Annotated in this window: 25 protein-coding genes; 10 read left to right on the top strand and 15 right to left on the bottom strand. The window is 64.1% G+C overall.

What is annotated here, in order from left to right; translation table 11 throughout:
• Positions 1-3 precede the first annotated feature (3 nt).
• Positions 4-558 (bottom strand): TRAP transporter small permease, encoded by a 555-nt coding sequence (locus tag ABIA96_RS12330; protein WP_354137322.1) that lies wholly within the window; start codon positions 556-558, stop codon positions 4-6.
• Positions 559-585: 27 nt separating this feature from the next.
• On the bottom strand, positions 586-1,611 hold the full coding sequence (locus tag ABIA96_RS12325) for a TRAP transporter substrate-binding protein (protein ID WP_354137321.1): 1,026 nt from the start codon (positions 1,609-1,611) through the stop codon (positions 586-588).
• 229 nt (positions 1,612-1,840) lie between these two features.
• Here ABIA96_RS12325 and ABIA96_RS12320 point away from each other — a divergent pair, with 229 nt between their 5' ends.
• Genes ABIA96_RS12320 through ABIA96_RS12305 form a run of 4 tightly spaced genes read left to right on the top strand, consistent with a single transcriptional unit; the run spans position 1,841 to position 5,157 of the window.
• Entirely contained in the window at positions 1,841-3,043 is a 1,203-nt protein-coding gene (locus tag ABIA96_RS12320; RefSeq protein ID WP_354137320.1) for a CaiB/BaiF CoA transferase family protein, read from the top strand.
• A gap of 9 nt (positions 3,044-3,052) precedes the next feature.
• Positions 3,053-3,541, top strand: a complete 489-nt coding sequence (locus tag ABIA96_RS12315) for a MaoC family dehydratase (protein ID WP_354137672.1) — start codon at positions 3,053-3,055, stop codon at positions 3,539-3,541.
• The gene (locus ABIA96_RS12310; protein WP_354137319.1) at positions 3,541-4,392 is read left to right on the top strand and encodes an HpcH/HpaI aldolase/citrate lyase family protein; all 852 of its coding nucleotides are present in this window, start codon (positions 3,541-3,543) and stop codon (positions 4,390-4,392) included. The genes ABIA96_RS12315 and ABIA96_RS12310 overlap by 1 nt, the downstream gene beginning before the upstream one ends.
• A gap of 21 nt (positions 4,393-4,413) precedes the next feature.
• Positions 4,414-5,157 (top strand): IclR family transcriptional regulator, encoded by a 744-nt coding sequence (locus ABIA96_RS12305; RefSeq protein WP_354137318.1) that lies wholly within the window; start codon positions 4,414-4,416, stop codon positions 5,155-5,157.
• Between the two features lie 10 nt (positions 5,158-5,167).
• Here ABIA96_RS12305 and ABIA96_RS12300 read toward each other — a convergent pair whose 3' ends face one another.
• The 3 genes from ABIA96_RS12300 to ABIA96_RS12290 all read right to left on the bottom strand — a co-directional run bounded on the left by ABIA96_RS12300 (position 5,168) and on the right by ABIA96_RS12290 (position 8,053).
• Positions 5,168-5,584 (bottom strand): hypothetical protein, encoded by a 417-nt coding sequence (locus ABIA96_RS12300; RefSeq protein ID WP_354137317.1) that lies wholly within the window; start codon positions 5,582-5,584, stop codon positions 5,168-5,170.
• Between the two features lie 150 nt (positions 5,585-5,734).
• On the bottom strand, positions 5,735-6,526 hold the full coding sequence (locus tag ABIA96_RS12295) for a fumarylacetoacetate hydrolase family protein (protein ID WP_354137316.1): 792 nt from the start codon (positions 6,524-6,526) through the stop codon (positions 5,735-5,737).
• 225 nt (positions 6,527-6,751) lie between these two features.
• The gene (locus ABIA96_RS12290; protein WP_354137315.1) at positions 6,752-8,053 is read right to left on the bottom strand and encodes an MFS transporter; all 1,302 of its coding nucleotides are present in this window, start codon (positions 8,051-8,053) and stop codon (positions 6,752-6,754) included.
• A 360-nt stretch (positions 8,054-8,413) separates the two neighbouring features.
• Between ABIA96_RS12290 and ABIA96_RS12285 the strand changes: the two genes are divergently transcribed.
• From ABIA96_RS12285 to ABIA96_RS12275, 3 genes are read left to right on the top strand one after another with little or no spacing between them, the layout of a single operon-like run.
• Positions 8,414-9,628: an ABC transporter substrate-binding protein gene (locus tag ABIA96_RS12285; protein ID WP_354137671.1), complete on the top strand. Its 1,215-nt coding sequence runs from the start codon at positions 8,414-8,416 to the stop codon at positions 9,626-9,628.
• Between the two features lie 8 nt (positions 9,629-9,636).
• Positions 9,637-11,370, top strand: a complete 1,734-nt coding sequence (locus tag ABIA96_RS12280; protein ID WP_354137314.1) for an FAD-dependent oxidoreductase — start codon at positions 9,637-9,639, stop codon at positions 11,368-11,370.
• A gap of 21 nt (positions 11,371-11,391) precedes the next feature.
• Positions 11,392-12,186 carry an IclR family transcriptional regulator gene (locus ABIA96_RS12275; protein ID WP_354137313.1) on the top strand — a complete coding sequence of 265 codons (795 nt, stop codon included), beginning with the start codon at positions 11,392-11,394 and terminating at the stop codon, positions 12,184-12,186.
• Positions 12,187-12,189: 3 nt separating this feature from the next.
• Here the strand turns inward: ABIA96_RS12275 and ABIA96_RS12270 are convergent, their stop codons facing one another.
• From ABIA96_RS12270 to ABIA96_RS12225, 10 genes are all read right to left on the bottom strand, one after another.
• Positions 12,190-12,969, bottom strand: a complete 780-nt coding sequence (locus ABIA96_RS12270; RefSeq protein WP_354137312.1) for an SDR family NAD(P)-dependent oxidoreductase — start codon at positions 12,967-12,969, stop codon at positions 12,190-12,192.
• Between the two features lie 57 nt (positions 12,970-13,026).
• Entirely contained in the window at positions 13,027-13,617 is a 591-nt protein-coding gene (locus ABIA96_RS12265) for a thiamine pyrophosphate-dependent enzyme (RefSeq protein WP_354137311.1), read from the bottom strand.
• Between the two features lie 5 nt (positions 13,618-13,622).
• Positions 13,623-14,165 carry a thiamine pyrophosphate-binding protein gene (locus tag ABIA96_RS12260; protein WP_354137310.1) on the bottom strand — a complete coding sequence of 181 codons (543 nt, stop codon included), beginning with the start codon at positions 14,163-14,165 and terminating at the stop codon, positions 13,623-13,625.
• A gap of 301 nt (positions 14,166-14,466) precedes the next feature.
• On the bottom strand, positions 14,467-15,168 hold the full coding sequence (locus ABIA96_RS12255; RefSeq protein ID WP_354137309.1) for a GntR family transcriptional regulator: 702 nt from the start codon (positions 15,166-15,168) through the stop codon (positions 14,467-14,469).
• A 104-nt stretch (positions 15,169-15,272) separates the two neighbouring features.
• Positions 15,273-16,016: an aspartate/glutamate racemase family protein gene (locus ABIA96_RS12250; protein ID WP_354137308.1), complete on the bottom strand. Its 744-nt coding sequence runs from the start codon at positions 16,014-16,016 to the stop codon at positions 15,273-15,275.
• A gap of 9 nt (positions 16,017-16,025) precedes the next feature.
• A complete protein-coding gene (locus tag ABIA96_RS12245) occupies positions 16,026-17,291 on the bottom strand; it encodes an NAD(P)/FAD-dependent oxidoreductase (RefSeq protein ID WP_354137307.1) in 1,266 nt (421 codons plus the stop codon).
• 3 nt (positions 17,292-17,294) lie between these two features.
• Positions 17,295-18,956 (bottom strand): thiamine pyrophosphate-binding protein, encoded by a 1,662-nt coding sequence (locus ABIA96_RS12240; protein WP_354137306.1) that lies wholly within the window; start codon positions 18,954-18,956, stop codon positions 17,295-17,297.
• Positions 18,953-20,179 (bottom strand): pyridoxal phosphate-dependent aminotransferase, encoded by a 1,227-nt coding sequence (locus ABIA96_RS12235; RefSeq protein ID WP_354137305.1) that lies wholly within the window; start codon positions 20,177-20,179, stop codon positions 18,953-18,955. The genes ABIA96_RS12240 and ABIA96_RS12235 overlap by 4 nt, the downstream gene beginning before the upstream one ends.
• Positions 20,180-20,188: 9 nt before the next feature.
• Positions 20,189-20,542 carry a RidA family protein gene (locus tag ABIA96_RS12230; protein WP_354137304.1) on the bottom strand — a complete coding sequence of 118 codons (354 nt, stop codon included), beginning with the start codon at positions 20,540-20,542 and terminating at the stop codon, positions 20,189-20,191.
• Between the two features lie 17 nt (positions 20,543-20,559).
• Positions 20,560-21,477 (bottom strand): NAD(P)-dependent oxidoreductase, encoded by a 918-nt coding sequence (locus tag ABIA96_RS12225; RefSeq protein ID WP_354137303.1) that lies wholly within the window; start codon positions 21,475-21,477, stop codon positions 20,560-20,562.
• A gap of 237 nt (positions 21,478-21,714) precedes the next feature.
• On the opposite strand from ABIA96_RS12225, the gene ABIA96_RS12220 reads away from it, so the two are divergent.
• The 3 genes from ABIA96_RS12220 to ABIA96_RS12210 are packed head-to-tail and all read left to right on the top strand — an operon-like array spanning position 21,715 to position 23,975.
• Positions 21,715-22,551, top strand: a complete 837-nt coding sequence (locus ABIA96_RS12220) for a transporter substrate-binding domain-containing protein (protein ID WP_354137302.1) — start codon at positions 21,715-21,717, stop codon at positions 22,549-22,551.
• Positions 22,552-22,557: 6 nt separating this feature from the next.
• Entirely contained in the window at positions 22,558-23,220 is a 663-nt protein-coding gene (locus ABIA96_RS12215; protein WP_354137301.1) for an amino acid ABC transporter permease, read from the top strand.
• Positions 23,217-23,975: an amino acid ABC transporter ATP-binding protein gene (locus tag ABIA96_RS12210; protein ID WP_354137300.1), complete on the top strand. Its 759-nt coding sequence runs from the start codon at positions 23,217-23,219 to the stop codon at positions 23,973-23,975. Before ABIA96_RS12215 ends, ABIA96_RS12210 begins: the two co-directional genes overlap by 4 nt.
• The last annotated feature ends 34 nt before the right edge of the window (positions 23,976-24,009 follow it).

The raw sequence follows: 24,009 nt of genomic DNA, 5'->3' as shown, positions 1-24,009 counted from the left end.
CCGTTACTCGAAGCCGCGCGCTTCGCCGACGCCGGTCACCGGCGGCAGCGGATAGAGGTCGCGTCCGCTGACGAGGCTCAGCACATTGCCGACGAGCTGGAGCGCCAGCCGCAGCACCAGCACGCCGCAACCGAACGGCACCAGCGCCGCCGAAATCCAGGTCGGCCAGGGAATAGCGCCTGACAGCACGTCGTGTTGCTCGTAATTCTCCAGCGCACGCTCGAAGCCGACCTTGCAGATCAGGACGAACACGAACAGACCCGCGAGCGCGGTGACGATCTCGGACAGCCGCCGCCCCGTCGGCGAGAAGCGCGACAGCAGAATGTCGACGCCGACATGGACGTGCTCGCGCAAGGCATTCGACAGCGTGAAGAAGAACACGCCCGCGAGCAGGTAGAGCCCGATCAGGTCATAGGTGAAGGAGAACGGGCTGTTCAGCACGTAGCGCATGAACACGTCGGTCACGACCAGCATCATGATCACGAACATGAACACCACCGCGATGACAGTCAGCGCGCGCTCCAGCGCGCCGAGCACTTGCCCTGCCCGTTCGATCACGTCGCCCCTCCTTCTTCGTTCCGCAGATTACTTGCTGCCGGCCGCGAGCAGGTCTTCGAACTCCTTCAGCGCGGCAGAAGCCTGCTTGCCACGGCTGTCGAGTCCGGCCGCCCATTCATGGCTCACGCCCTTGAGCTTGTCCTTCATCTCAGCACGCGTGGCTTCCGGGAGCGGGTCGAAGCTGACGCCCTCGTCCTGCATGTGCTTCTTGGTGGTTTCGCCTTCGTTGTCGACGTCGGCGCAAGCCTTCGGCGTGATCGCTTCGGAAGCCTCGTTCATCGCCTTCTTCACGTCGTCCGGCAGCTTGTCCCAGACCGACTGGTTGATGGAATAGGCGACGATGAAGCTGCCGAAACTGACGCCTTCGGTCGCGTGCTTGACCAGCTTGTCGAGGCCATAGGACACGACGCTGTCGAGCGGAAACAGCAGGCCGTCCATCGTGCCGCGCGACAGCGACTCATAGGCATCGGGCGCGGCCATGCGCACCGGCACGGCATTGAGCGCGCGCAGCGTGAGATCTTGCGCGCCGCCGGTGGTGCGCAGCTTCAGGCCCTGCATGTCCTTGGTGGATTCGACCTTCGACTTGACGGTCCACACCTGGTAGGGCGGTAGCACCACGGCCATCAGCAGCTTGATTTTGTTCGGCGCATATTCCTGCTTGGCCAGCACGCCTTCGCGCGCGGTCTTCCAATAAGCGAGCGTGCCCTGGCAGCTGGTCGCAAACGCACCCGGCAATTGCGCAACTTCCGACAGCGGCATCTTGTCGGAGACATAGGACGGCCCGATGTAGCCGATATCGACCACGCCCGACTGCGTCAGCCGCAGCATGTCGGCGGCCTTGCCGATCTGTTGATTCGGATAATAGGTGAAGGTCACCGCGCCATTGGTGCGCTTGGTGACGTCGTCCATCCAGGGCCTGAGCATGAGGCGGACGAGATAATGTCCAGCGGGGAAGCTATCGGCGACCTTCAGCTCGAGAGCCTGCGCCGACAATGTCGAGACCGGCAGCGACAAAGCGAGCACGGCTGCAGCCCGGACCAGATTCTTCTTCATGTCATTCTCCCTGACGCGTCCCCACGCCGAAGGCAGCAGCCGCTGGCTGCCGATCCGTTCGGCCCCTCGCTCCATTTCTTGCTTGAGGAAAATGTACATATATGTGAATTTATCTGTCAAGTATATGAACGATGCATGGAGCTATGCGCGCCCTGGCCGTGCGATCGAATTGACAACCCGGATTTATGAATCCTAACTCCACGTATATGAATTCGTCCTACGAGGCTCCATGGGACCGCTCGCCGGCTTCACCATTCTCGACCTGACGTCTGTGCTGATGGGCCCCTACGGCACCCAGGTGCTGGCGGACATGGGTGCTGACGTCATCAAGGTCGAAAGCCCCGAGGGCGACATCGTTCGCCAGATCGGTCCCGGGCGCACACCCGGCATGGGCGGGATGTTCCACAATGCCAATCGCGGCAAGCGCAGCATCGTGCTCGACCTCAAGAAGCCGGAAGGGCGCGACACGCTGTTGCGGCTGGCGAAAAGTGCCAACGCGCTCGTCTATAATGTGCGCCCGCAGGCAATGGCGCGGCTCGGCCTCGACTACGAGACGCTCGCCGCGATCAATCCGGCCCTCGTCTATGTCGGCGCGTTCGGCTACAGCCAGTCCGGCCCCTATGCCGCCAAGCCCGCCTATGACGATCTGATCCAGGGCGCGTCCACCATTCCGACGCTGCTCGCGACCGCCGGCGACGGCACGCCGCGCTACGTGCCCGTCACCATCGCCGACCGCATCGTCGGCTTGATGATGGTCAATGCGATCATGGGCGGGTTGATGCACCAGCAGCGCACCGGCGTGGGCCAGCGCATCGACGTGCCGATGTTCGAATCGATGACGGAGTTCGTGCTGGTCGACCATCTCGGCGGCCTCACCTACGATCCGCCGCTCGACCATGGCGGCTACGCTCGCCTGCTCTCGCGCTATCGCCGGCCCTACAAGACCAGCGACGGCCATCTCTGCGTGCTCATCTACAACGACAAGCACTGGCGCAGCTTCTTCGAGGCGATTGGGCAGCCACATTTCCTCGAGCAGCCGCGCTTCGCCAACCACGCCGCGCGCACCAAGCATATCGACGAGATCTATGAGGAGATCGGCGACATCTTCGTCACGCGCACGACAGCGGAATGGCGCGAACTGCTGGAGCGCGCCGACATTCCGGTGATGCCGATGCACACGCTGGAAACGGTCCTAGACGATCCGCATCTCAAGGCGATCGACTTCTTCAGGGCGGTGGATCACCCCGTGGAAGGCCGCATCCGCCAGATGCGCGTGCCCTCTACCTGGAGTGTGACCCAGCCGGAGCCCGCCGGCCCAGCCCCGACGCTCGGTCAGCACGGCCGCGACATTCTGCGCGAGGCCGGTTTCTCGGCTGACGAGATCGAACGGCTCGCGGAGCAAAAGGCAGTTCACCTGGCAGCGCCGCCCTAAAGGCAGGCGCTGGCCAAATCGCAAGACAATCGGGAGGAAACCGCGATGGCCGGACTTTATTTCGAAGACTTCTCCGTTGGCCAGGAGTTCAGGCATCCGCTGACCCGGACCGTTACGGAGATGGACAACACCATGTTCAGCCTGCTGACGCTCAATCCGCAGCCGCTGCACATCGACGCGCATTTCTCCGAAAAGACCGAGTTCGGCCAGCGCATTTTCAACAGCCTTTACACCCTCGGCATCATGATCGGCATGACGGTCTATGATACGACCATGGGCACCACCGTTGCCAATCTCGGCATGACCGACGTGACGTTTCCGAAACCGGTCTTCCATGGCGACACCTTGCGGGCGACGACGAAGGTGCTTTCATTGCGGGAATCCAAATCGCGCCCCAAGGCGGGCATCGTCGAGTTCGAGCACCACGCCTTGAACCAGAACGACGAGATCGTCGGCAAATGCCGCCGCATGGCGTTGATGCACAAGAGGCCGGTCTGATGCGTTCGATGTTGTTCGTGCCGGGCGATTCCCCGCGCAAATTCGAGAAGGCCAGCGAGGGCAAGGCCGACGCGCTGATCATCGATCTCGAGGATTCCGTCGTCACCGACAAGAAGCCGGAGGCCCGCGGGCTGACGCTAGCGATGCTGAAAGGTTCTCGCGGCCCGCACCAGCTCTATGTCCGCGTCAATGCGCTCGACACCGGCATGACGCTGGCCGATCTCGCCGCGGTGGTGCCGGGCAAGCCCGACGGCATCGTGCTGCCGAAATCGCAGGGCGGCGATGACGTGCGGCAGGTCGCGACCTGGCTGGAAGCACTGGAAGCGGCCGCCGGCATCACGGTCGGCACGACGCGTATCGTCTGCGTCGCGACTGAAACTGCGGGCTCAATCTTCGGCCTCGGCAGCTACAAGGGCTGCTCCCCTCGCCTCGCCGGATTGATGTGGGGAGCGGAAGATCTCTCGGCATCTCTTGGCGCCACCGAGAAGGCGTCAGGCGGCGTGTTCCACAGCCCCTATCGCCTCGCGCGCGATCTCTGCCTGATGGCGGCGGCTGCGGCGGAAGTCGCACCGATCGACACGGTCTACACCGACATCGACAATCTCGCCGGCCTCGAGCAGGAAACGCGCGCTGCGCGGCGCGACGGGTTTTCGGCAAAGGCGCTGATCCATCCCAAACATGTCGACATCGTCAACGCTGCGTTCGCGCCGACGGACGCCGAACGCAGCTGGGCGGAGAAGGTGATCGCGGCGTTCGCGAGCAATCCAAATTCCGGCACGCTGCGGCTCGACGGCCAGATGATCGACAAGCCGCATCTTCGCGCCGCGAAGAAGATTCTCGGCCAGCCCTAGATCAGGACGCAAGGCCTCACCATGATCGTTCGCCAAGCCGCAAACGTCCTGGAGATCATGGAATTCTTCGCGCAAACGAGGAAGCCGGCGACGCTTGCCGAAATCGCCGATCATTTCGGCTGGCCGCGCTCGTCGACTTTCAACCTGCTCGCAACGCTGACGGAGAAGGGCTATCTCTACGAACCGCGCCCCCGCGCCGGCTTCTATCCGACGCCGCGGTGGCTGGCGATGGCGCGGATGATCTCCGAGGTCGAGCCGCTGCCGCCGTGGACGCACACGCTGATTGCCGACCTCTCCGCCGAGACCGGAGAAACCGCGTCGATCGTGGCACCGGCCGGAGTCAGTGCCGTGTTCATCGACGTCGTCGAGTCGCGGGCCGCAATCCGCTATTTCGCCACCATCGGCCATCGCGTGCCGATCCACGCCACGGCCAGCGGCCGCGCACTGCTGCTGCAATATTCGCAGGAAGAACGCGACTCGGTCTATCGCAAGATCGAGTTCAAGCAATACGGCCCGTCGACGCCGATCAGCATCGAGGCGGTCGAAACCGAGCTGCGCAATTCGATCGAGCGCGGTTACTGCCAGAGCTTTGCCGACTACAGCCGCGATCTTGCGGGAGCAGCGATTCCCCTGCCGATCGGCGACCGCAGACTCTCGGTCGTCGTCGCAGGACCGGAATTTCGGATCGGGCCGAAGGTGGCAGAAGTCGCGTCGCTGATCGCGCGGACGGTCGACCGGCTGCGGCCGAAGACGACCGCGGCCTAAAGCCGAAGCCTTATTCGAATCCCTGAACGGGCGGCGTCGAAGTCTGCGCTGGCACCGCAGGAGCAGCTTGAACAGGTTGCACCGCGGGCGCGGCTTGAACCGGCGGATTGCTGGCAGCTCTGACCTGGCCGTTGGCATTCAGCGCCTCACGAGCGCGCGGCGGAGCGCCGGTCGCGGCTGCACGATACGCCTCGCGACGCGGCGGCTGCCGATGTCTCACCGAGCGCGAACCTCCCACGCCCCATGACCTGGCGATCGAAGGTCCGGCGGTGTAGCCGACCACAGCACCCGCGACCGCGCCGATCGGACCCAGCACGACAGCGCCGGACACGGCGCCCAATGCCGCAGCGCCAGCACGCTCCTGTGCGACGGCGCTTGCAGGCACACCAGCCAGCATCACGATGGCGGTGATCAATGCTTTCTTCATCGGAGCGCCTCCCTCTCGGGAGATCACTCTGACTCAAATATGGCCGCACGAGGTTTGTTCGTTGCCCAACACGGGGCAATGGCCGATGGAACTCCGGCAATTCAAAGACCCCCGCCGGTCGCGGTTCCAGCGGAGGCCAGCCAGCGCGAGCTAGACGATCTTGATCGACATGTCCGGCAAGCCTTCGAGCTTGCACAACAGCACGTCGCCCTTCACCACCGGGCCGACATTCTCCGGCGTGCCGGAATAGATGATGTCGCCGGCCTTCAGTTCGAACGCTTCCGAGAGCTTTGCGATCTGCTCGGCGACGCTCCAGATCATCTTGCTGAGATCCGAGCTCTGCTTGACGGTGCCGTTGATCGCGAGCGAAATCGCGCCCTTCTCGAAATGGCCGGTCTTGCTCGCGGGATGGATCGGACCGAGCACCGCGGCGTGGTCGAAGCTCTTGCCGATCTCCCATGGCTTCTTCTCCGCGGCCATGCCGTTCTGGAGATCGCGCCGGGTCATGTCGAGGCCGAGCGCATAGCCATAGACATGGTCGAGCGCCTTCTCGGCAGGAATGTTGGCGCCGCCGGATTTCAGCGCCGCCACCAGCTCGACCTCGTGATGATAGTTCTTGGTCAGCGACGGGTAGGGATGGTCGGCGACCTCGCCGACCGCGACGTTCTGGATCGCATCGGTCGGCTTCTGGAAGAAGAACGGCGGCTCGCGGCTCGGATCCGAGCCACGCTCGATCGCGTGCGCAGCGTAGTTGCGGCCGATGCAGTAGATCCGGCGGACCTGGAACACACTTGCTTCACCGACGATCGGGATCGTCACCATCGACACTGGGAAGATCGGCTTCGGGGTGGCCTGCGCTGCGGCCGGCGCCGCATCGGCGATGGAAGCTGCAGTGACTGCCGCGGCAGTCGCGAGCAAACTCCGACGCGTGGTCTTTTTCATGTTTATGCTTCCCTTGCTTTGTTGGGCGGCGTTCATGCGCGCCGATCCCGCTGTTACTGGATATTCAGTATGCCAGCAACGCCGGTCCGCGCGGCGCGGCATTGTTTTGTTGATGAGAGCACGCCCCCTGAACCCCTCTGGTCAATGATTCAGGCGGCTGCATTCGCTTTCGGCAGCGCGCATAAGACGGCGTCAGGACATGTATACACGCCGGTGGCGGGGTCTTTACGATCTCAGCGTGTCGCGGGCCGTCTCCGGCGCCATCAGCGTCGCGATGATCGTGATGATCGAGAGCGCGATGATGTAGAGCGACACCGGCCAGTAAGAGCCAGCCCACGCGAGCAGCGCGGTCGCGATCAGCGGCGAGAAGCCGCCGCTCAACGCGGCTGCGACATTTGCGCCGAGCGAGGCGCCGCTGTAGCGCACCGGGGTGCGGAACAACTCCGGCATGAACGCGGCCTTGGGTCCGAACAGCAGCGCATGCGTCAGCGTCATCGTGACGATGAGCGCAAGCGTGATCAGCACCGGCTCTTTTGTATCAAGAAACCAGAACAGCGGAAACGCCAGGGCCACCGAGAATACGCCGCCGGCGAGATAGAGCGCCTTGCGACCGAAGATGTCCGAGAGCCAGCCTGCCAGCGGCAGCGTCGCGAACTCGACGATCGCGGCATAGACCACAGCATTCAGGATCACCTGACGCGACAGGCCGAGCTTCGTCGTGGCGTAGACCACGATGAAGACGGTGAGGAGATAAGCCAGCCCGACTTCCGACACCGTGATGCCGATCGCCAGCAGAAAGCTGCGCCAGTCGCGGCGAAGCACTTCCCAGACCGGCTGCGCCAGCACTTCCTTGCGCTCGACAACTTCCTTGAAGTGCGGCGTCTCCGCAAGCTTGAGCCGCACGATAAGGCCGACCCCGACAAGAAGAATGCTGATCAGGAACGGCACGCGCCAACCCCAACTCAGGAAGTCCGCTTCGGGCAGCTGTGTCATCAGCCCGAAAATGCCGGTGGAGGCGGCGACGCCGACGGGAAAGCCGATCTGCACCAAGCTGCCGTAGAAGCCGCGGCGGTTGCCGGCATGCTCGGCGACCATGACGACCGCGCCGCTCCATTCGCCGCCGAGCCCGATGCCCTGGACGAAGCGCAGGATGACGAGCAGGATCGGCGCCCAGACACCGATCTGACTGTAGGTCGGCAGGGATCCGATCAGGAACGTGCCGAGCCCCATCGCAATCATGGTTGCGACCAGCATTGTCTTGCGACCGAGCCGGTCGCCGTAATGACCGATGATCGCGCCGCCGATCGGCCGTGCCGCGAAGCCGACCGCATAGGTCGAGAATGCCGCGAGCGTGCCGACGAAGGGGTCGAAGCTCGGAAAGAACAGCTTGTTGAACACGAGCGCGGCGGCGGTACCGTAGATCAGGAAGTCGTACCACTCGATCGCGGTGCCGAGCGCACTTGCCCACACCACATGCGCCGTCGTCGATTGCTCCGTCGCTGCGGAGACCCCCGTTGCTGCCGTCATTGCCATGCGCGCCCCAAGAATTCCGGTTGGCATCATGGCCAATCGTGGTGATGGTTGCAACCTGCGGAAGCATTGCGCCTCGCCGGGATCACGATGCGAGATTTTCGCGCCGCTGTCCCCACACCCGTCATTGCGAGCGCAGCGAAGCAATCCAGACTTTCTCTGTGAGGCAGTCTGGATTGCTTCGTCGCAATGACGGGTGTTGAAGCGGCTACGCATCTATCTCCGCACCGCCTGCAAGGCGGTCAGGGAACCCAATCCGCGCAATTATTCGCCATTGACAAATTCATTTGCTAATATCTAATTCAATCCCAGAACAACCGGCCGCGCCAAGCGGCCCATAAAAGAGAGGGAATGACGATGAGAGGGCTTTGGGCCTGCGCCATGCTCGCGGCGATGACTTCTACTGCGATGACGACGGCTGCCACCGCGCAAGTTTCCGACGACGTGGTACGGATCGGCGTGCTGACGGATCTGTCGAGCTGGGGCCGCGACAATAGCGGGCCGGGTTCGGTCGAGGCCGCGAAAATGGCGGTGGAAGAATTTGGGCCGACCGTGCTCGGCAAGCCGATCGAGATCATCAGCGCCGATCACCAGATGAAGACCGATGTCGGCGTGAATATCGTGCGCGGCTGGTTCGACAACGGCAAGGTCGACGCCGTCGCCGACATTCCCAATTCCGGCATCGCGATCGCCGTGCACAACATGGTGCGCGAGCGCAACAAGATCGCGCTGCTCTCCGGCCCCGGCGCAAGCTCGCTCACCGACGAGCTGTGCAGCCCGAACACCGTGCACTTCACCTACGACACCTACGCGCTGTCGAAGGTGACGGCCTCCGCCGTGATCAAGGAAGGCGGCAAGTCCTGGTATTTCATTACTGCGGACTATGCTTTCGGCCAGCAGCTCGAAAAGGACGCCACCCGCTTCATCAACGAGATGGGCGGCAAGGTGCTCGGCGGCGTCAAGCATCCGACCAACACGGCGGACTTCTCCTCCTTTGCACTGCAGGCGCAGAGCTCCAAGGCTGACGTCGTCGCCTTCGCCAATGCCGGTCAGGACACCGACAACGCGATCAAGCAATCCGGCGAGTTCGGCCTGGTGCAAGGCGGCCAGAAGCTTGTCGGCCTCCTGATGTTCGACACCGACGTGCACGCGGTCGGTCTCAAGGCCGCGCAAGGCACCTACATGACGACGGCGTCGTACTGGAACATGGACGAGGCGACCCGCGCCTGGTCGAAGAAGTTCTTTGCACGCACCAATGTGATGCCGACCATGATCCACACCGGCGTCTACGGCTCGGTGCTGCATTATCTCAAGGCCATCAAGGCCGCCGGCACTGACGATCCGGCCAAGGTGATGGCCAAGATGCGCGAGCTGCCGATCGAGGATACCTTCGTTCATGGCGGAAAATTGCGCGAGGATGGCCGCGTCATCCGCGACATGTATCTGGCCAGAGTGAAGTCGCCCGAGCAGTCCAAGGAGCCCTGGGATTATCTGGAGATCGTCAAGACCGTGAAGGGCGAGGACGCCTATCGCCCGGTCTCCGAATCCAAATGTCCGCTGCTGAAGAAGTGAGGTAAGACATGACCGGCAACGAGCGCAACGCAATTGAGACTTACGAGTGCGACGTGCTCGTGGCCGGATCCGGCGCCTCCGGCATGTCGGCGGCGATCACCGCGCGTTACCGCGGCCTCGACGTGCTGATCGTGGAGAAGGAGCCGCGCTTCGGCGGCACCACAGCGCGTTCCGGCGGCTGGCTGTGGATTCCAGGCACGTCGCTGGCAAAGGCCTATGGCATCGAGGAGACGCCGGAGCAGGCCCGCACTTATCTGCGCCACGAGGCCGGCAACAATTTTGACGCTGCGCGCGTCGATGCATTCCTGAGCGCAGGCCCTGAAGCTGTCGATTTCTTCACCACCAAGACCACGCTCCGCTTCGACATGCCGCTGGTGTTTCCCGACTACCACGCTGAAGCGCCCGGCGGCGCGCAGGGCGGCCGCTCCATGGTGACGCGCCCGTTCGACGGCCGCGAGCTCGGCGACCAGATCAAGACGCTGGGCATGCCTCTGCCCGAGCTCACCGTGTTCGGCATGATGCTCGGATCCGGCAAGGAGATCATCCATTTCATGCGCGTGACGAAGTCGCTGACTTCGGCGGTCTACGTCGCTAAACGCCTGTCGCGGCATCTCATGGACGTGCTGCGTTACGGCCGTGGCATGACCCTGACCAACGGCAACGCGCTCGCCGGGCGCCTGGCGAAATCCGCGCAGGATCTGAAGATTCCGATGTGGCTGTCCTCGCCCGTGCGCGAGCTGACGGTCGAGAACGGCGCCGTCACCGGTGCGATCGTTTCACGCGAGGGACGCGATGTCAGCATTCGCGCAAGACAAGGCGTCGTGCTCGCCTGCGGCGGCTTTCCGCACGATGTCGAACGGCGCAAAAAGATGTTTCCGCATGCGCCGACCGGCAATGAGCATTATTCGCCGGGACCGACCGGCAACACCGGCGACGGTCTGCGCCTGGCCGAATGCGCCGGCGGGCATGTCGAGGACCGGCTACCGAACGCGGCGGCCTGGGTGCCGGTGTCGCTCACCACGCGCAAGGACGGATCGAAAGGCGTGATGCCGCATTTCATCGACCGCGCAAAACCCGGCGTGATCGCGGTGATGCGCGACGGCAAGCGCTTTGCCAATGAAGGCAATTCCTATCACGACTTCGTCCAGGCCATGATCAAGGCCGCAAAGCCCGGCGAGGAGATCGCCGCGTTTCTCGTCTGCGATCACCAAACGCTGCGCAAGTATGGCCTCGGCTGCGTGCCGCCGTTCCCGATGCCGCTGGGTCATCACTTGACCACCGGCTATCTGATGCGCGGCGAGACACTCGAAGCGCTGGCGGCGAAGGCCGGCATCGACGCGACGGCGTTCACCGACACCGTCAAGCAGTTCAATGCGACCGCGCCGCAAGGCTATGACGCCGCCTTCGGCAAAGGCTCGAAGGCCTATAATCGCTACCAGGGCGACGCCATGCACGGCCCCAATCCCTGCGTCGCGCCGATCGAGAACGGGCCATTCTACGCCATCAAGATGGTGATCGGCGATCTCGGCACCTATGCCGGCGTCGTCACCGACGAGAACGCACGCGCGCTCGACGCAGAAGGCCGGGTGATTCCGGGTCTCTATGCCGCCGGCAACGACATGGCGAGCATCATGGGCGGCAATTATCCCGGCGCGGGCATCACGCTTGGGCCGGCGCTCACCTTCGGCTACATTGCCGGCCGTCATCTCGCCGACAGCGCCGCCAAGCGCGACGCGGCGTAAGCGAGCCACGCCAGGAGGCGCATGAAGAGAGAAAGCCGCGGCATCCAGTCGATCGAGGTCGGCGGAGAACTGCTCCGTGCGCTCGCCAAGAGCGGCGAGCCGATGATGCTGCGCGATCTCGCGCGCGAAGCCGGCATGACGCCGGCCAAGGCGCATCCTTATCTGGCCAGCTTCTCCCGCATCGGCTTGATCGAGCAGGACGAGACCACCGGCCGCTACGAGATCGGCGCGCTGGCGCTCGAGCTCGGGCTCATCAGCCTGCGACGTCTGTCCGGCGTCCGCATCGCGCAGCCGAAGATCGCGGCGCTCGCAAACCAGATCGGACACGCGGTCTCGCTCGCGGTCTGGGGCACGCACGGCCCGACCGTGGTGCAGTTGGAGGAGCCCGGCCAGCCCGTGCACATCGTGATGCGCGCCGGCTCGGTGATGGCGTTGCTGGAGACGGCAACCGGCCGCGCCTTTGCGGCGTTCCTGCCGGAGAAGACGATCAACGCCGCGCTCGAGAGCGGTCTCGACCGCCATGGCGTCGGCTACAATCCGAAGCGGGCTGTCAAAGGCGCGAAGGTCGCCGAGATGCTTGCTGAGGTGCGCAAGCACGGCCTCGCCCGCGCGCTCGGCGATCCCCTGCCCGGTGTGAACGCGTTTTCCGCGCCCGTGTTCGACCATGCCGGCCACGTTGCGCTGGTCATCACCGCGATGGGTCCGGAAGGCACGTTCGATGCCCGCTGGGACAGCCCCATCGCCCATGCCCTGCGCGACTGCGCCGGCCACATCTCGAAGCGGCTCGGCTACGGCATGACGATCGCCGCGGAGTGAAGCCTACTTGTCCTTCACCGGCACCGTGTAGTTCAGGATCAGCCGGCCGCCATCGGGATAGATGGTCTGCCCGGTGATATAGGACGCATCGTCGCTCGCCAAGAATGCAACAACCGAGGCAACCTCGCTCGGCTCGCCGCCGCGGCCGGCCGGCGTGCGCGACATCACGGTCCTGCGGGCATCGTCCGAGGTGTAGATCGAGGACGCGACCATATCGGTCAGGATCGTGCCGGGGCCGACCGCGACGACGCGGATGTTGTGCGGGGCGAGCGCGACGGCCGCGACCGAGGTCAGCTGCTTCATACCGCCCTTGGACATGGCGTAGGTCGCCAGCGCCGGAATCGCCAACAACGCATTCACCGAGGACATGTTGATGATAACCCCGCCACCGCGTTGCGCGATCATCTGCTTTGCGGCCGCTTGCACGCCGAAGAACGCGCCCTTCAGATTGATACCGATGACATCGTCGAATTCCTGTTCGGAAATCTCCAGAATGTCCCGGTTGCGCGCAACGCCGGCATTGTTGACCATGATGTCGAGCCGGCCGAACTCTTTCACGGCGGCTGCGACGAGCTGATCCACATCAGTGCGCTTGGCGACATTGCCGACCACGGTGCGCAAGGCGTCCGGTCGCCCGAGTTCGGCGGCCGTTTGGGCAAGAGCCTCGGCATCAATATCCGAGATGACGACCTTGACGCCGTCATCGAGGAACCGCTTTGCGCAAGCCTTGCCGATGCCGCGTGCCGCGCCGGTGATGGCGGCGACCTTGCCGGATAGTTTCATGGGTCTCACTCCAGGATAGCTGCTTACGCGGCGACCTATCCCGGAGAGGACTCCAGTTCAAGCCGCAGCAAACCCGAGATGAGCACGGAACCGGTTCTTGATAAAGACAGCATCGCGCGAGGGCAGCGAGCGCGGCGGATTTTCGGCCAACACCTTGATGACAAAAAGCCGCGGGCCATCGGCCGGCTTGGCAATATCAGCGGCGAGGCGTTGCACCTCCGCGAGCGTCCGCACGGTCGCGGCTGCGGCAAAGCCGCAGGCAGTCGCGATCGCCGTGAGATCGACGCCACGGCCGGTGTGGCTCGCCTGCATCCCGGTCTCGCCAAAATGCTGGTTGTCGATCACGACGATGTCGAGATTGCGCGGGCTCGCGACGCCAATCGTGGCGAGACCGCCAAGACCCATCAGCTGCTCACCGTCGCCAGTCAAAGCGAGGACGCGCTTGCCCGGCTGGGCCTGCGCCAATCCAAGCGCGATGAGCGCGGCGCCGCCCATGGCACCCCAGAGATAGAAATTGCCGTCGTGGTCGCCGACGGAATGCAGATCGTAAGTGGGAGAGCCGAGGCCGGATACGACCAGCGTATCCTTGCGGTTCTTGAGAAGGGCCGCAACGGCGGCGCGGCGATCGAGCTGGGAGGCAACGGTCATCGATATCACCACTTCTTCTTGCCGATCAGGCGCTGCGCGATCAGAACCGCGATCTGCTGGTCGGAATCGTAGGCGAGCGCGGCCGCAGATTCGACCGTCTCGACCAGATCTTCCGCCGTCTCCGCCCGCATCACCTTCAGGCCGATCGCCTCCAGCGAGGGTTGCGTCGCCCGGCTCATCGGCACCTGCCAGGGATTGAACTCGGCCCATTCGCCGCGCATCGTCACCAGCATCAAAAGCGGAAAGCGGCCGATCGCCGACAGCGACAGCATGTTGATGCAATTGCCGACCCCGCTCGACTGCATCAGCAGCACGCTGCGCTGCCCGCCGAGCCAGGCGCCGGCGGCAATCGCGATGCCTTCCTCTTCGGTCGTCAGCACATTGGTGGTGACGTCGCGGTCGGCCGAGAACATGCGGATCAGCTGGCTGTGGCCGGCATCCGGCACGTACGACATCTGCCTGACGTCGGCGGCTTTGAGGATGCGATAGAGTCCGGACGGCCAGTCGTCGCTGCTGCGCGTGTCGGAATTGGGTTGGGGGCTATGCACCGCGTGTCTCCGTGATTTTCGAGCGGCACGCTAGCGATGTTCGATTACGAAAGCTCTGACCGTCTGGCATGAGCAGGTATTGAAGGATTGTATAGCTGGGTTTTTCTTGCGGTGCGGGTGAATCGCCGCGTGGCTGCGAGACGGGATATCTCTCCGCGAGTCCGAAATCGTAGGGTGGGCAAAGGCGCACTTGCGCCGTGCCCACGATCAAGTGGTGGGCACGCTTCCGCCGTCGCTCTTCGAGCTATGGCGGACAAGTCGCTTTGCCCACCCTACGATACCGCGATCGCGGAGACAGCCCCTAGTTCGTCGCAGCTCTTGCCGCCGCCGGCATGTAGATCTGCGCGTAGCCTTCCTTGATCGCTGACGTAATGCGATCCAATCGGCGATCGATGTGCTTCTCCAGCACCGAGACGCAAGCCTCTTCGTCGCGCGCCTTCAGGCCCACGACGACAGCGCGGTGTTCGGCTTGCGTGTTGGAGCGGTTGATGCTGTCCATGTCGATCCAGCGCACGAAGCGGATGCGGGCGTTGACGTTGCGGAGCACGCGCAGCATCTCGGCGTTGTTCGACATCGCCATCAGCCGCTCGTGAAAGGTCTCGTCGAGCTCGACCAGCTCCACCGAGGAACGCTCGCCGGGATCGGGGCCGGTGGCTTCGAGGAATTTCAGCAGCGCGTCGATGTCTTCATCCTTGGCGCGCTTGATGGCGAGGCGCACCGAGGCGACCTCGATCGACTTGCGCAGCTCGTAGAGATCAAAAATCTCGTGCGCGTCGAGTTCGCGGCAGAAGAATCCCTTGCCGGGCGTGAAGCGCAGGAAGCCCTCCGTGTTGAGACGGTTGAGCGCCTCGCGCAGCGGCGTGCGGCTGACGCCAAGACGTTTAGCCAGCTCGCCTTCGTTGAGCCGTTCGCCCGGCTTGAACTCATAGCTCACGGCCATCGCCTTGAGCTGTTCATAGACGCGATCGACGATACTATCGGAGGCCAGTTCCACGTTGCTCATCATTAGCTGCATTCATGCCCGCACACAGCCTAATATACCGGGGCTGTGGGCGCGATTGCAATGCAAACGAGAGCACAGGTTGTGAGGAGCTCGCGAGCCAGACTTTAGGCAAATGCGCGCGGGCGCAGTCCAGCATGAAACCAGGTGATCATGGAATAGATGTCGTAAACGGGCAATCCGACCTCAGCCTGCAACGCTGCCGCATAGGGCGGCATGTTGGTACATTCGAGCACGATGGCGCCAACGTTGGGGTTCTCAGCGACCAGCTGCTTGCCCGCCTCGACCACGTCACGCTCGGCCTGCGCCACATCCATATCGTCCTTCTCGGCCTTGATCAGGACGCGAAAGAATTCCTTGCCGTGCTCGGTGCCGACCAGCGGCGTATCGAGCGGCACACCGGCACCTTCGAGATGGGCCGGCGTCAGGGTCGAGCCCGACACCGTGACGAGGCCGACGCGCTTGCCGGGCGGCAAGGTCGCCTGAACCCACGGCACCTGCATCAGCGACGAGGTCGCAACGGGAACGCCGACGGCCGCCGCGATCTCCTTCTGAAACAGCGAGAGGAAGCCGCAATTGGTGGTGATGGCTTCGGCCCCGAGCCGCACCAGATCCTGCGCCGCATCGATGAAATCAGGCAGCAGGCCAGCCGCGCCCTTCAGCACCACCTTCTCCGGCGAAGCGCCGCTCACCACGCGATAGAGCACGGGGAATGGCCAGGTCGTGCCGTTGCCCATGTCGCCGGGAATGCGGGGGAAGCGCGCTTCCAGCATCAGGATGCCGAGCGGCGCGCCATAGATGGCCTTGCCGCCACGGGCGATGCGGGAAGACGAGTTGGCTGCAGTGGTCATGATGCGATCTCAGAGGAAGCGAGCGGGTGCGAACGGTGCGAGCGGAATTTCGGGCGGCTTGCCGCTCAAAAGCTGGGCGACGAGACGGCCAGTGCGGGCCGAGCTGACCAGCCCGATATGGCCGTGCCCGAAGGCATAGACGATGTCGCGCGAGGCGCGCGAATAGCCGATGCAGGGGCGTCCATCCGGCATGCTCGGCCGATGCCCGAACCAGGTCTTGATCCGCGAGGCCGGAATGTCCTTTGGCAGTTTTGGGAACATGCTGAGGAGGTTGTTGCGCAAAATCTCGGCGCGCTTCCAGTTCGGCGCGGCCTCTAAGCCGGCGATCTCGACGGTGCCGGCGGCGCGCAGGCCCTTGTCGGTCCAGTTCACCACCATTTTTGCGTCGGACGCCATCATCGAGCTGCGCGGCCCCGATTCCGGATGCTCGATCATGACGTGATAGCCGCGCTCAGTTTCAAGCGGGAGCGGGTCGCCGACCGATGCGGTCAATCGCTTAGAATGCGCGCCGGCAGCAACGACCGCGGCATCGCAGGGAATTTCACCAGTCTCGGTGAGGACGGCGACGAGCTTGTTGCCGCTCAGTTTCAGCCCGGTCGCTTTGGCGCGCACAAGCTTCGCACCGTTCGCGAGCGCATGCTGTGCAAGCGCGGCGACATAAGCGCCGGGATCGCGACAACGGCCGGCCTCTTCCACCACCACGCCAAAGGTGTAGCGCGGATGCAGATCCGGTTCGCGCTGACGCATCTCGTCGGCGTTGAGCTCTATCCATTCGACACCGACCTTCTTGCGCAGCCGCCAGCCGAGATCGTTGTCAAAGTTGCCGCGCGACGGGAAGACATGCATCACGCCGTTGCGCTCGACCAACTCAGGAACGCCGGCTTCTTCTGCGAGCTTCCTGTGCAGCAGCGGTGCATCCTTCAGAAGATCGCGCAGCGCAAACGCGGTCCTCTCGACCCGCGCCTCGGTCCAGCCCGAGAGCAGATATCTGATCAGCCATGGCAGCGCCTTCGGCAAGTAGGACCAGCGGATCGCGAGGGGCCCGAGTGGATCGAGGAGATAGCCAGGCACCTTCTTCCAGATGCCCGGCTCGGCCGGCGGGATCACCGAATGGGAGGAGAGCCAGCCGGCATTGCCGTAACTCGCCGCCTGTTCGCCACCGGGCTCGCTTGCGTCGATCAGCGTGACGCGATGACCCTCGCGCAGCGCCTCGATGGCGCTGATTACGCCGACCGCGCCTGCTCCGATGATGGCGACGTGGCGGCCTTCCGACATCGCTTAGGCCTTCACCGCAGGCGTGAAATCCTTGCCGACCGACATCGCGCGTGGATCGATGATGCAATGAAGGATCGACGGCTTGCCCGAGGCGAGCGCACGCTCGAACGCCGGGGCGAATTCTTCCGTGCGTTCGACCCGCTCGCCATGGCCGCCGAACGCTTTTGCGTACATCGCAAAATCAGGATTCTTGAGCTGGGTGCCGACGACGCGACCGGGATAGTCGCGCTCCTGGTGCATACGGATGGTGCCGTATTGCGAATTGTCGACGACGATGACGACCAGCGGCGCGTCATACTGCACGGCGGTCGCGAATTCCTGGCCGTTCATCAGGAAGCAGCCGTCACCGGCAAAGGCGACGACGACGCGATCCGGATATTGCCGCTTGGCCAGCACACCCGCCGGCACGCCATAGCCCATCGAGCCCGAGGTCGGCGCGAGCTGAGCCGCAAAGCTGTGGAAGCGATGATGGCGATGGATCCAGCCGGCATAGTTGCCGGCACCGTTGCAGACGATCGCGTCCTTCGGCAGGCGATCGCGCAGCCAGGTCATGACCTGGCCATACTGGAATGTGCCCGGCAGCTCGCGCGCCTTGTCGGTCCAGGCGAGATAATCGGCATGCGCCTTGGCGGCCTCGCCCTTCCAGGCGACTGCGCCTGAAGGCTTTAGCGTCTCGACGGCGGCGGCGAACGCGGCGGGCGTCGCCTGGATCGCGAGCGCCGGCTGATAGATCCGGCCGAGCTCTTCCGAGCCCGGATGCACGTGGATCAGCTTCTGCTTCGGGGTGGGAATGTCGAGCAGCGTGTAGGACGACGACGGCATTTCCGACATGCGGCCGCCGATGAGTAGAATGACATCGGCGTTATCAATGCGCGCCTTCAGGCCCGGGCTCGGCCCGATGCCGAGGTCGCCGGCATAATGCGAATGGTCGGCGTCGATCAGCGACGCGCGGCGGAATGAAGTCGCGACCGGCAGGTCGAACCGCTCGGCAAAGCGCGCGATGCTCTTGGTCGCATCATCCGTCCAGCGCGAGCCGCCGAGGATGACCAGCGGCGCCTTGGCGCCGGCAAGCATCGCGCTGACCTGTTCGATATCAGCGGGCGCGGGCCAGCTCACCGCCGGCTCGATGCGCATGGCGTCGGCCACCGCCGCTGTCTCGGTCAGCATGTTTTCCGGCAGCGCAATCACGACCGGACCCGGACGGCCCTGCATGGCGACGCGGAAGGCGCGCGCGACCAACTCCGGAATGCGATCGGGGCGATCGATCTCGACCGCCCATTTCGCCATGGTGCCGAACACCGCCTTGTAGTCGAGCTCCTGGAACGCCTCGCGCTCGCGCATGCCGGTATCGACCTGGCCGACGAACAGGATCATCGGCGTGGAGTCCTGCATCGCGATGTGGACGCCGTGGCTGGCATTGGTCGCGCCGGGACCGCGGGTGACGAAGCAGACGCCCGGGCGTCCCGTGAGCTTGCCATAGGCTTCCGCCATCATCGCGGCGCCGCCTTCGGCGCGGCAGATCACGACGTCGATCGGACTGTCATGCAGCGCGTCCAGCGCCGCGAGATAGCTCTCGCCCGGCACGCAGGTGACGCGATCGACACCTTGAGCGACCAATTGATCGATCAGGATCTGGCCCCCGGTGCGGGTGTTGCGAATGGTCATGACAGCTCCCTGCAGGCTTTGGCGATGCGCTTCACGGCCTCGCGCAGATTTTGTTCCGAGGTGGCGTAGGACAGGCGGAAATAAGGTGCAAGGCCGAAACAGCTGCCCGGCACCACGGCCACGTCATGCCTCTCCAGCAGAAAGCGGCAGAACGCGGCATCGCTGTCGATGATGGCACCATCAGGCGTGCGGCGGCCGATCAGGCCGGCGCAGCTGGCATAGGTGTAGAACGCGCCTTCCGGCCGGCGGCAGGTGACGCCGTCGATGGCGTTGAGCGCATCGACCACGATGTCGCGGCGGCGCTGGAACGCGGCGCGGCGTTCGATCAGCACGTCCTGCGGCCCCGTCAGCGCGGCGATCGCGGCGGCCTGGCTCACCGAGGACGGATTGGTCGTGCTCTGGCTCTGCACCACCGCCATCGCCGCGATCAATTCGCGCGGGCCGCCGCCATAACCGACGCGCCAGCCGGTCATGGCGTAGGCCTTGGAGACGCCGTTGACGGTCAGCGTGCGCGATTTCAGGCTCGGTTCGAGTGCTACCGCCGTGACGAACGGCATGCCGTCATAGATCAGGTGCTCGTAGATGTCGTCCGCCATCAGCCAGACATGCGGATGGCGCTTGAGCACGTCGAGGATCGGGCGCAGTTGCGCGGCCGAATAGGCTGCACCCGTCGGATTGGACGGCGAGTTCAAGAGCAGCCAGCGCGTCTTCAGCGTGATTGCACGTTCGAGATCGGCGGCATCGAGGCGAAAGCCGTTGTCCTCGCGGCAAAGCACATCGACCGGCGTACCGTCGGCAATGCGCACCATGTCGGCATAGCTGGTCCAGTAGGGCGCGGCGAGGATCACCTGGTCGCCGGGACTTAAGCTGGCCATGAAGGCGTTGTGGATCACCTGCTTGGCGCCGGCGCCGGCGGTGATCTCGTCGGCGGCATAGACGAGATCGTTCTCGCGGCGGAATTTTTCCGCGATCGCCGCTTTCAATTCGACCGAGCCGTCGAGGATGGTGTATTTGGTCTGGCCGGCGCGGATAGCGCGCTCGGCCGCGTCCTTGGCATGGTCGGGCGTGTCGAAATCAGGTTCGCCGGCGCCCAGCACGATCACCGGCCGCCCCTCGCGCTTCAGCCGCTGCGCGACCGCGCCGATCTTCAAGATCTCGGAGACGCCGATCGCGCTGATGCGCTGGGCCGGGCGAAACGTCGATGCGGGTGCCCTGACAGTCACGGCCGGCCTCTACGCGCGCGCGGCGATCGCGATCACTTCGATACGGAAGGCGGGATCGGCGAGCTCGACCTTGCCGCAGGCGCGGCTCGGCGTGTTGCCCGCCACGACCCAGGCATCATAGACCGCGTTCATGGCGTCGAAATCGTCCATGGTCTTGAGCCAGACCTGGACGCTGAGCAGGCGCGACTTGTCGGTGCCGGCGCGCGCCAGCATGTCGTCGACCTTCGCCAGCGCCTCTTTGGTCTGCTGGGTGATGTCGGCGGTCTTGGTATCCGCCACCTGGCCGGCGAGAAAGACGAGATCGCCGAACACGGAGGCGCGGCTGCGGCGGGCGTTCTGGTCGATGCGGGCGATGTCCGACATGGGTTGTCCTTATTGCTTTACTTGCCGGTGGCGATGATGCGGCGGCAGTGATCGAGCGCAGCACCAATGAGATTGTCGCTGGCCTCGGGCGTACGGAACGCCGAATGCGCCGACAGTGTCACGTTCGGCAGTTTGGTCAGGGCATGACCTGATGGCAGCGGTTCGACGGTGAAGACGTCGAGGCCGGCGTGGGCAATGTGGCCGGAGCGGAGCGCGTCGAGCATTGCATCCTCGTCAACGACGGCACCGCGCGCGGTGTTGATCAAAATGCTGCCGGGACGCATCTGTGCGATGCGCTCGCGCGACAGAAAACCCTTGGTCTCGTCGTTGAGCAGAAGATGCAGCGAGATCACGTGGCTCTCGGCCAGCAGCTTCTCCAGCGACACGAACTCGACGCCGGGATGGGTCTTCGGGGTCCTGTTCCAGGCGATCACCTTCATGCCGCAGCCCGACGCCATGCGCGCGGCTTCCGCGGCGATGCCGCCGAAACCGATCAGGCCGAGCGTCTTGCCGGTGAGCTGGACCGCGTCACGGCGCAGCCAGTTGCCTTCACGCATGCCGCGGTCCATCTCGCCAAAGCTCTTGGCGGAGGCCCACATCAGCGCGATCGCGCATTCGGCCACGGCGGTGTCGCCATAACCCTTGATGGTGTGCACGGAGATGCCAAGCTCACCGAGCTCTTCCGGATTCATGTAGCTGCGCGCGCCGGTGCCGAGGAAGACGACATGCTTCAGCGCCTTGCACTTTTCAGCGATCGCACTCGGCACCGCGGTGTGGTCGACGATCATGATCTCGGCGTCGCCGAGCAGACCGGGCAGATCGTCGGGCTTGATGGAGGGATTGCGGTTGATGCTGACCGGCAGCTTCTGCGAGGCCAGCAGCTTGTCGGTCACCGCCGCCAGGGTCTCGTTCGCATCGACGAATAGGGCGCGCACAGGCCTCTCCTTCAGCACATCTCGATATTGCGTACAGTCTTGTATTCAGACTTAAATGCGATTTGCAATCCCCGACTTTCAGGAATTTTACGCAATCCTGCCAAGATATTGGGCTCATTTCTGCCTTGCCGCCCAAATGGTCAGCAACTTGAAATACCGTATTGCATTTTATCCTGAATACAGAAATAGTCCAGTGGCCGGAGACGATCCGACCGAAAATCCAGGGAGACAGAGACCATGAATCGCAGGGACGCTCTCACCACTGTCGCGCTCGCGGGCGCTGCGATGGCTGCCGCAAGCGGTGCAGCCAAGGCCGACGCACCGACTTCCACGCTCGACCGCATCAAGAAGAATGGCGTGTTGCGGGTCGCCGTCATCGTCGGACAGGAGCCCTACTTCCATAAGGATCTCGCCACCAATGAATGGTCGGGCGCCTGCATCGAGATGGCCAAGGACATCGCGAGCAAGCTCGGCGCCAAGCTCGAGACGCTGGAATCGACCTGGGGCAACCAGATCCTCGATCTCCAGGCCGACAAGGTCGACCTCGCCTTCGCCGTGAACCCGACGCCGGAGCGTGCGCTGGTGATCGACTTCTCGACCCCGATCCTGGTGCACGCCTTCACCGTCATCACCAAGAAGGGTTTTGCCAAGCCGCAGACCTGGGCCGATCTCAACAAGCCCGAAGTGAAGATCGCGGTCGATATCGGATCGACCCACGAGACCATCGCGCGCCGCTACTGCCCGAAAGCGAACATCCTCGGCTTCAAGAGCCGCGACGAGGCGATCCTTGCGGTCGCAACAGGACGTGCCGACTGCAACGTCTCGCTGGCGGTGCTCTCGGTCTCGACGCTGAAGAAGAACCCCAACATCGGCGAGCTCGCGATTCCGCGCCCGCTGCTGACGCTGCCGACCAACATGGGCATCCGCGCCGAGAGCGATCGCCGCTACAAGGATTTCCTCAGCGCCTGGGCCGACTACAACCGCTCGATGGGCCAGACCCGCGAATGGATGCTGAAGGGCTTCGAGGCCGTTGGCCTCACTGCCGACGATCTCCCGCCCGAAGTGCAGTTCTGATCGACCATGTATGTCTGGGACTTCGCGGCGCTCAAGCCATATTGGGGCCTGATCTGGCAGGGGCTCCTGGTCACCCTGTTCTACACGGTGACCACCGTGGTCGCGGGTCTCGCCATCGGACTGTGCGTCGGCATCCTGCGCACGACGGCGCCGCGTTTGATCACGGTGCCGTTGCGTCTCTACATCGAAGTGTTCCGCTGCACGCCGCTGCTGGTGCAGCTGATCTGGGTCTACTACGCCCTGCCGGTCCTGATCGGCGTCGACATGTCACCGGCGATGGCTTGCTTCATCGCGCTGTCGCTCTATGCCGGCTCATTCTACGCCGAAATCTTCCGCGGCGGCATTGAGGCCGTTGACACCGGCCAGTGGGAGGCCGGCCGCGCCATCGGTATGCGCCGCGGCAAGATCTTTCGCCGCATCGTGCTGCCGCAGGCCACCCAAGTGATGATCCCCTCCTTCATCAACCAGACCATCATGCAGCTGAAAAACACCTCGCTGGTGTCGGTGGTCGCGGTTGGAGACCTGCTCTATCAGGGAACGGTGATCACGGCGTCGAGCTACAAGCCGCTCGAGGTCTACACCACGATCGCCGTGCTTTATTTCGTCGTGCTGTTCCCGCTGACGCTGGTCGCTGATAGGGTCGAGCTCAGGATGGGAGCGCATCGATGAACGCTCTGATCGCAAACAACATCCACAAGGCGTTCGGCGACAACGAGGTGCTCAAGGGCGTCTCGCTCGCGGTCGTGCGCGGCGAGGTCGTCACCCTGATCGGCGCCTCCGGCTCCGGCAAGTCGACCTTTTTGCGCTGCCTGAACTTGCTGGAAATGCCGCAGCAAGGCGAGCTCGCGATCGGCGCACACAAGTTCTCGTTCGGCAAGGAGGTACGCGCCGCCGGCGATGCGCAGCTTGCGCTGCTTCGGCGCAGCGTCGGGATGGTGTTCCAGCATTTCAATCTGTTCCCGCATATGTCGGTGCTCGCCAACGTCACCGAGGGTCCGGCGCAGGTGAAAGGCATGACGCAGGCCGAGGCCAACGACCTCGGCCGAGACCTGCTGGCAAAAGTCGGCCTTGCCGACAAGGCCGACGCCTTCCCGAGCCGCCTGTCCGGCGGCCAGAAGCAGCGCGTTGCCATCGCGCGTGCGCTCGCGATGAAACCTGACGTGATGCTGTTCGACGAGCCGACCTCGGCGCTCGATCCCGAGCTCGTCGGCGAAGTGCTCTCCGTGATCCGCAGCCTTGCCGCCGAAGGCATGACCATGGTGCTGGTCACCCACGAGATGGCCTTCGCCGCGGACGTCTCCACCCGCGTCGGCTTCATGAACGACGGCATCATGGCCGAGATCGGCACACCGGAAGAAACCATCCGCCAGCCGCGCAGCGAACGGCTGAAGGCGTTTTTGAGCCGGTTTCACGAGACACATTGACGCGGATGCCCTGAGCAAACCGGGACGCTGATAT

Source organism: Bradyrhizobium sp. LB11.1, assembly GCF_040549385.1.
Lineage (GTDB): Bacteria > Pseudomonadota > Alphaproteobacteria > Rhizobiales > Xanthobacteraceae > Bradyrhizobium.
Note: the sequence above shows the minus strand (reverse complement) of the source record. Positions and strands in the feature narration are given on the sequence as shown.

Excerpts from the sequence above, each read along its gene's own strand:
- ABIA96_RS12220 (WP_354137302.1), top strand. The coding sequence starts at position 21,715 with ATGAATCGCAGGGACGCTCTCACCACTGTCGCGCTCGCGGGCGCTGCG.
- ABIA96_RS12265 (WP_354137311.1), bottom strand. The coding sequence starts at position 13,617 with ATGACCGTTGCCTCCCAGCTCGATCGCCGCGCCGCCGTTGCGGCCCTT.
- ABIA96_RS12285 (WP_354137671.1), top strand. The coding sequence starts at position 8,414 with ATGAGAGGGCTTTGGGCCTGCGCCATGCTCGCGGCGATGACTTCTACT.
- ABIA96_RS12280 (WP_354137314.1), top strand. The coding sequence starts at position 9,637 with ATGACCGGCAACGAGCGCAACGCAATTGAGACTTACGAGTGCGACGTG.
- ABIA96_RS12290 (WP_354137315.1), bottom strand. The coding sequence starts at position 8,053 with ATGACGGCAGCAACGGGGGTCTCCGCAGCGACGGAGCAATCGACGACG.
- ABIA96_RS12325 (WP_354137321.1), bottom strand. The coding sequence starts at position 1,611 with ATGAAGAAGAATCTGGTCCGGGCTGCAGCCGTGCTCGCTTTGTCGCTG.
- ABIA96_RS12295 (WP_354137316.1), bottom strand. The coding sequence starts at position 6,526 with ATGAAAAAGACCACGCGTCGGAGTTTGCTCGCGACTGCCGCGGCAGTC.
- ABIA96_RS12300 (WP_354137317.1), bottom strand. The coding sequence starts at position 5,584 with ATGAAGAAAGCATTGATCACCGCCATCGTGATGCTGGCTGGTGTGCCT.
- ABIA96_RS12245 (WP_354137307.1), bottom strand. The coding sequence starts at position 17,291 with ATGTCGGAAGGCCGCCACGTCGCCATCATCGGAGCAGGCGCGGTCGGC.
- ABIA96_RS12250 (WP_354137308.1), bottom strand. The coding sequence starts at position 16,016 with ATGACCACTGCAGCCAACTCGTCTTCCCGCATCGCCCGTGGCGGCAAG.
- ABIA96_RS12230 (WP_354137304.1), bottom strand. The coding sequence starts at position 20,542 with ATGTCGGACATCGCCCGCATCGACCAGAACGCCCGCCGCAGCCGCGCC.
- ABIA96_RS12275 (WP_354137313.1), top strand. The coding sequence starts at position 11,392 with ATGAAGAGAGAAAGCCGCGGCATCCAGTCGATCGAGGTCGGCGGAGAA.
- ABIA96_RS12255 (WP_354137309.1), bottom strand. The coding sequence starts at position 15,168 with ATGAGCAACGTGGAACTGGCCTCCGATAGTATCGTCGATCGCGTCTAT.
- ABIA96_RS12320 (WP_354137320.1), top strand. The coding sequence starts at position 1,841 with ATGGGACCGCTCGCCGGCTTCACCATTCTCGACCTGACGTCTGTGCTG.
- ABIA96_RS12240 (WP_354137306.1), bottom strand. The coding sequence starts at position 18,956 with ATGACCATTCGCAACACCCGCACCGGGGGCCAGATCCTGATCGATCAA.
- ABIA96_RS12210 (WP_354137300.1), top strand. The coding sequence starts at position 23,217 with ATGAACGCTCTGATCGCAAACAACATCCACAAGGCGTTCGGCGACAAC.
- ABIA96_RS12305 (WP_354137318.1), top strand. The coding sequence starts at position 4,414 with ATGATCGTTCGCCAAGCCGCAAACGTCCTGGAGATCATGGAATTCTTC.
- ABIA96_RS12310 (WP_354137319.1), top strand. The coding sequence starts at position 3,541 with ATGCGTTCGATGTTGTTCGTGCCGGGCGATTCCCCGCGCAAATTCGAG.
- ABIA96_RS12270 (WP_354137312.1), bottom strand. The coding sequence starts at position 12,969 with ATGAAACTATCCGGCAAGGTCGCCGCCATCACCGGCGCGGCACGCGGC.
- ABIA96_RS12215 (WP_354137301.1), top strand. The coding sequence starts at position 22,558 with ATGTATGTCTGGGACTTCGCGGCGCTCAAGCCATATTGGGGCCTGATC.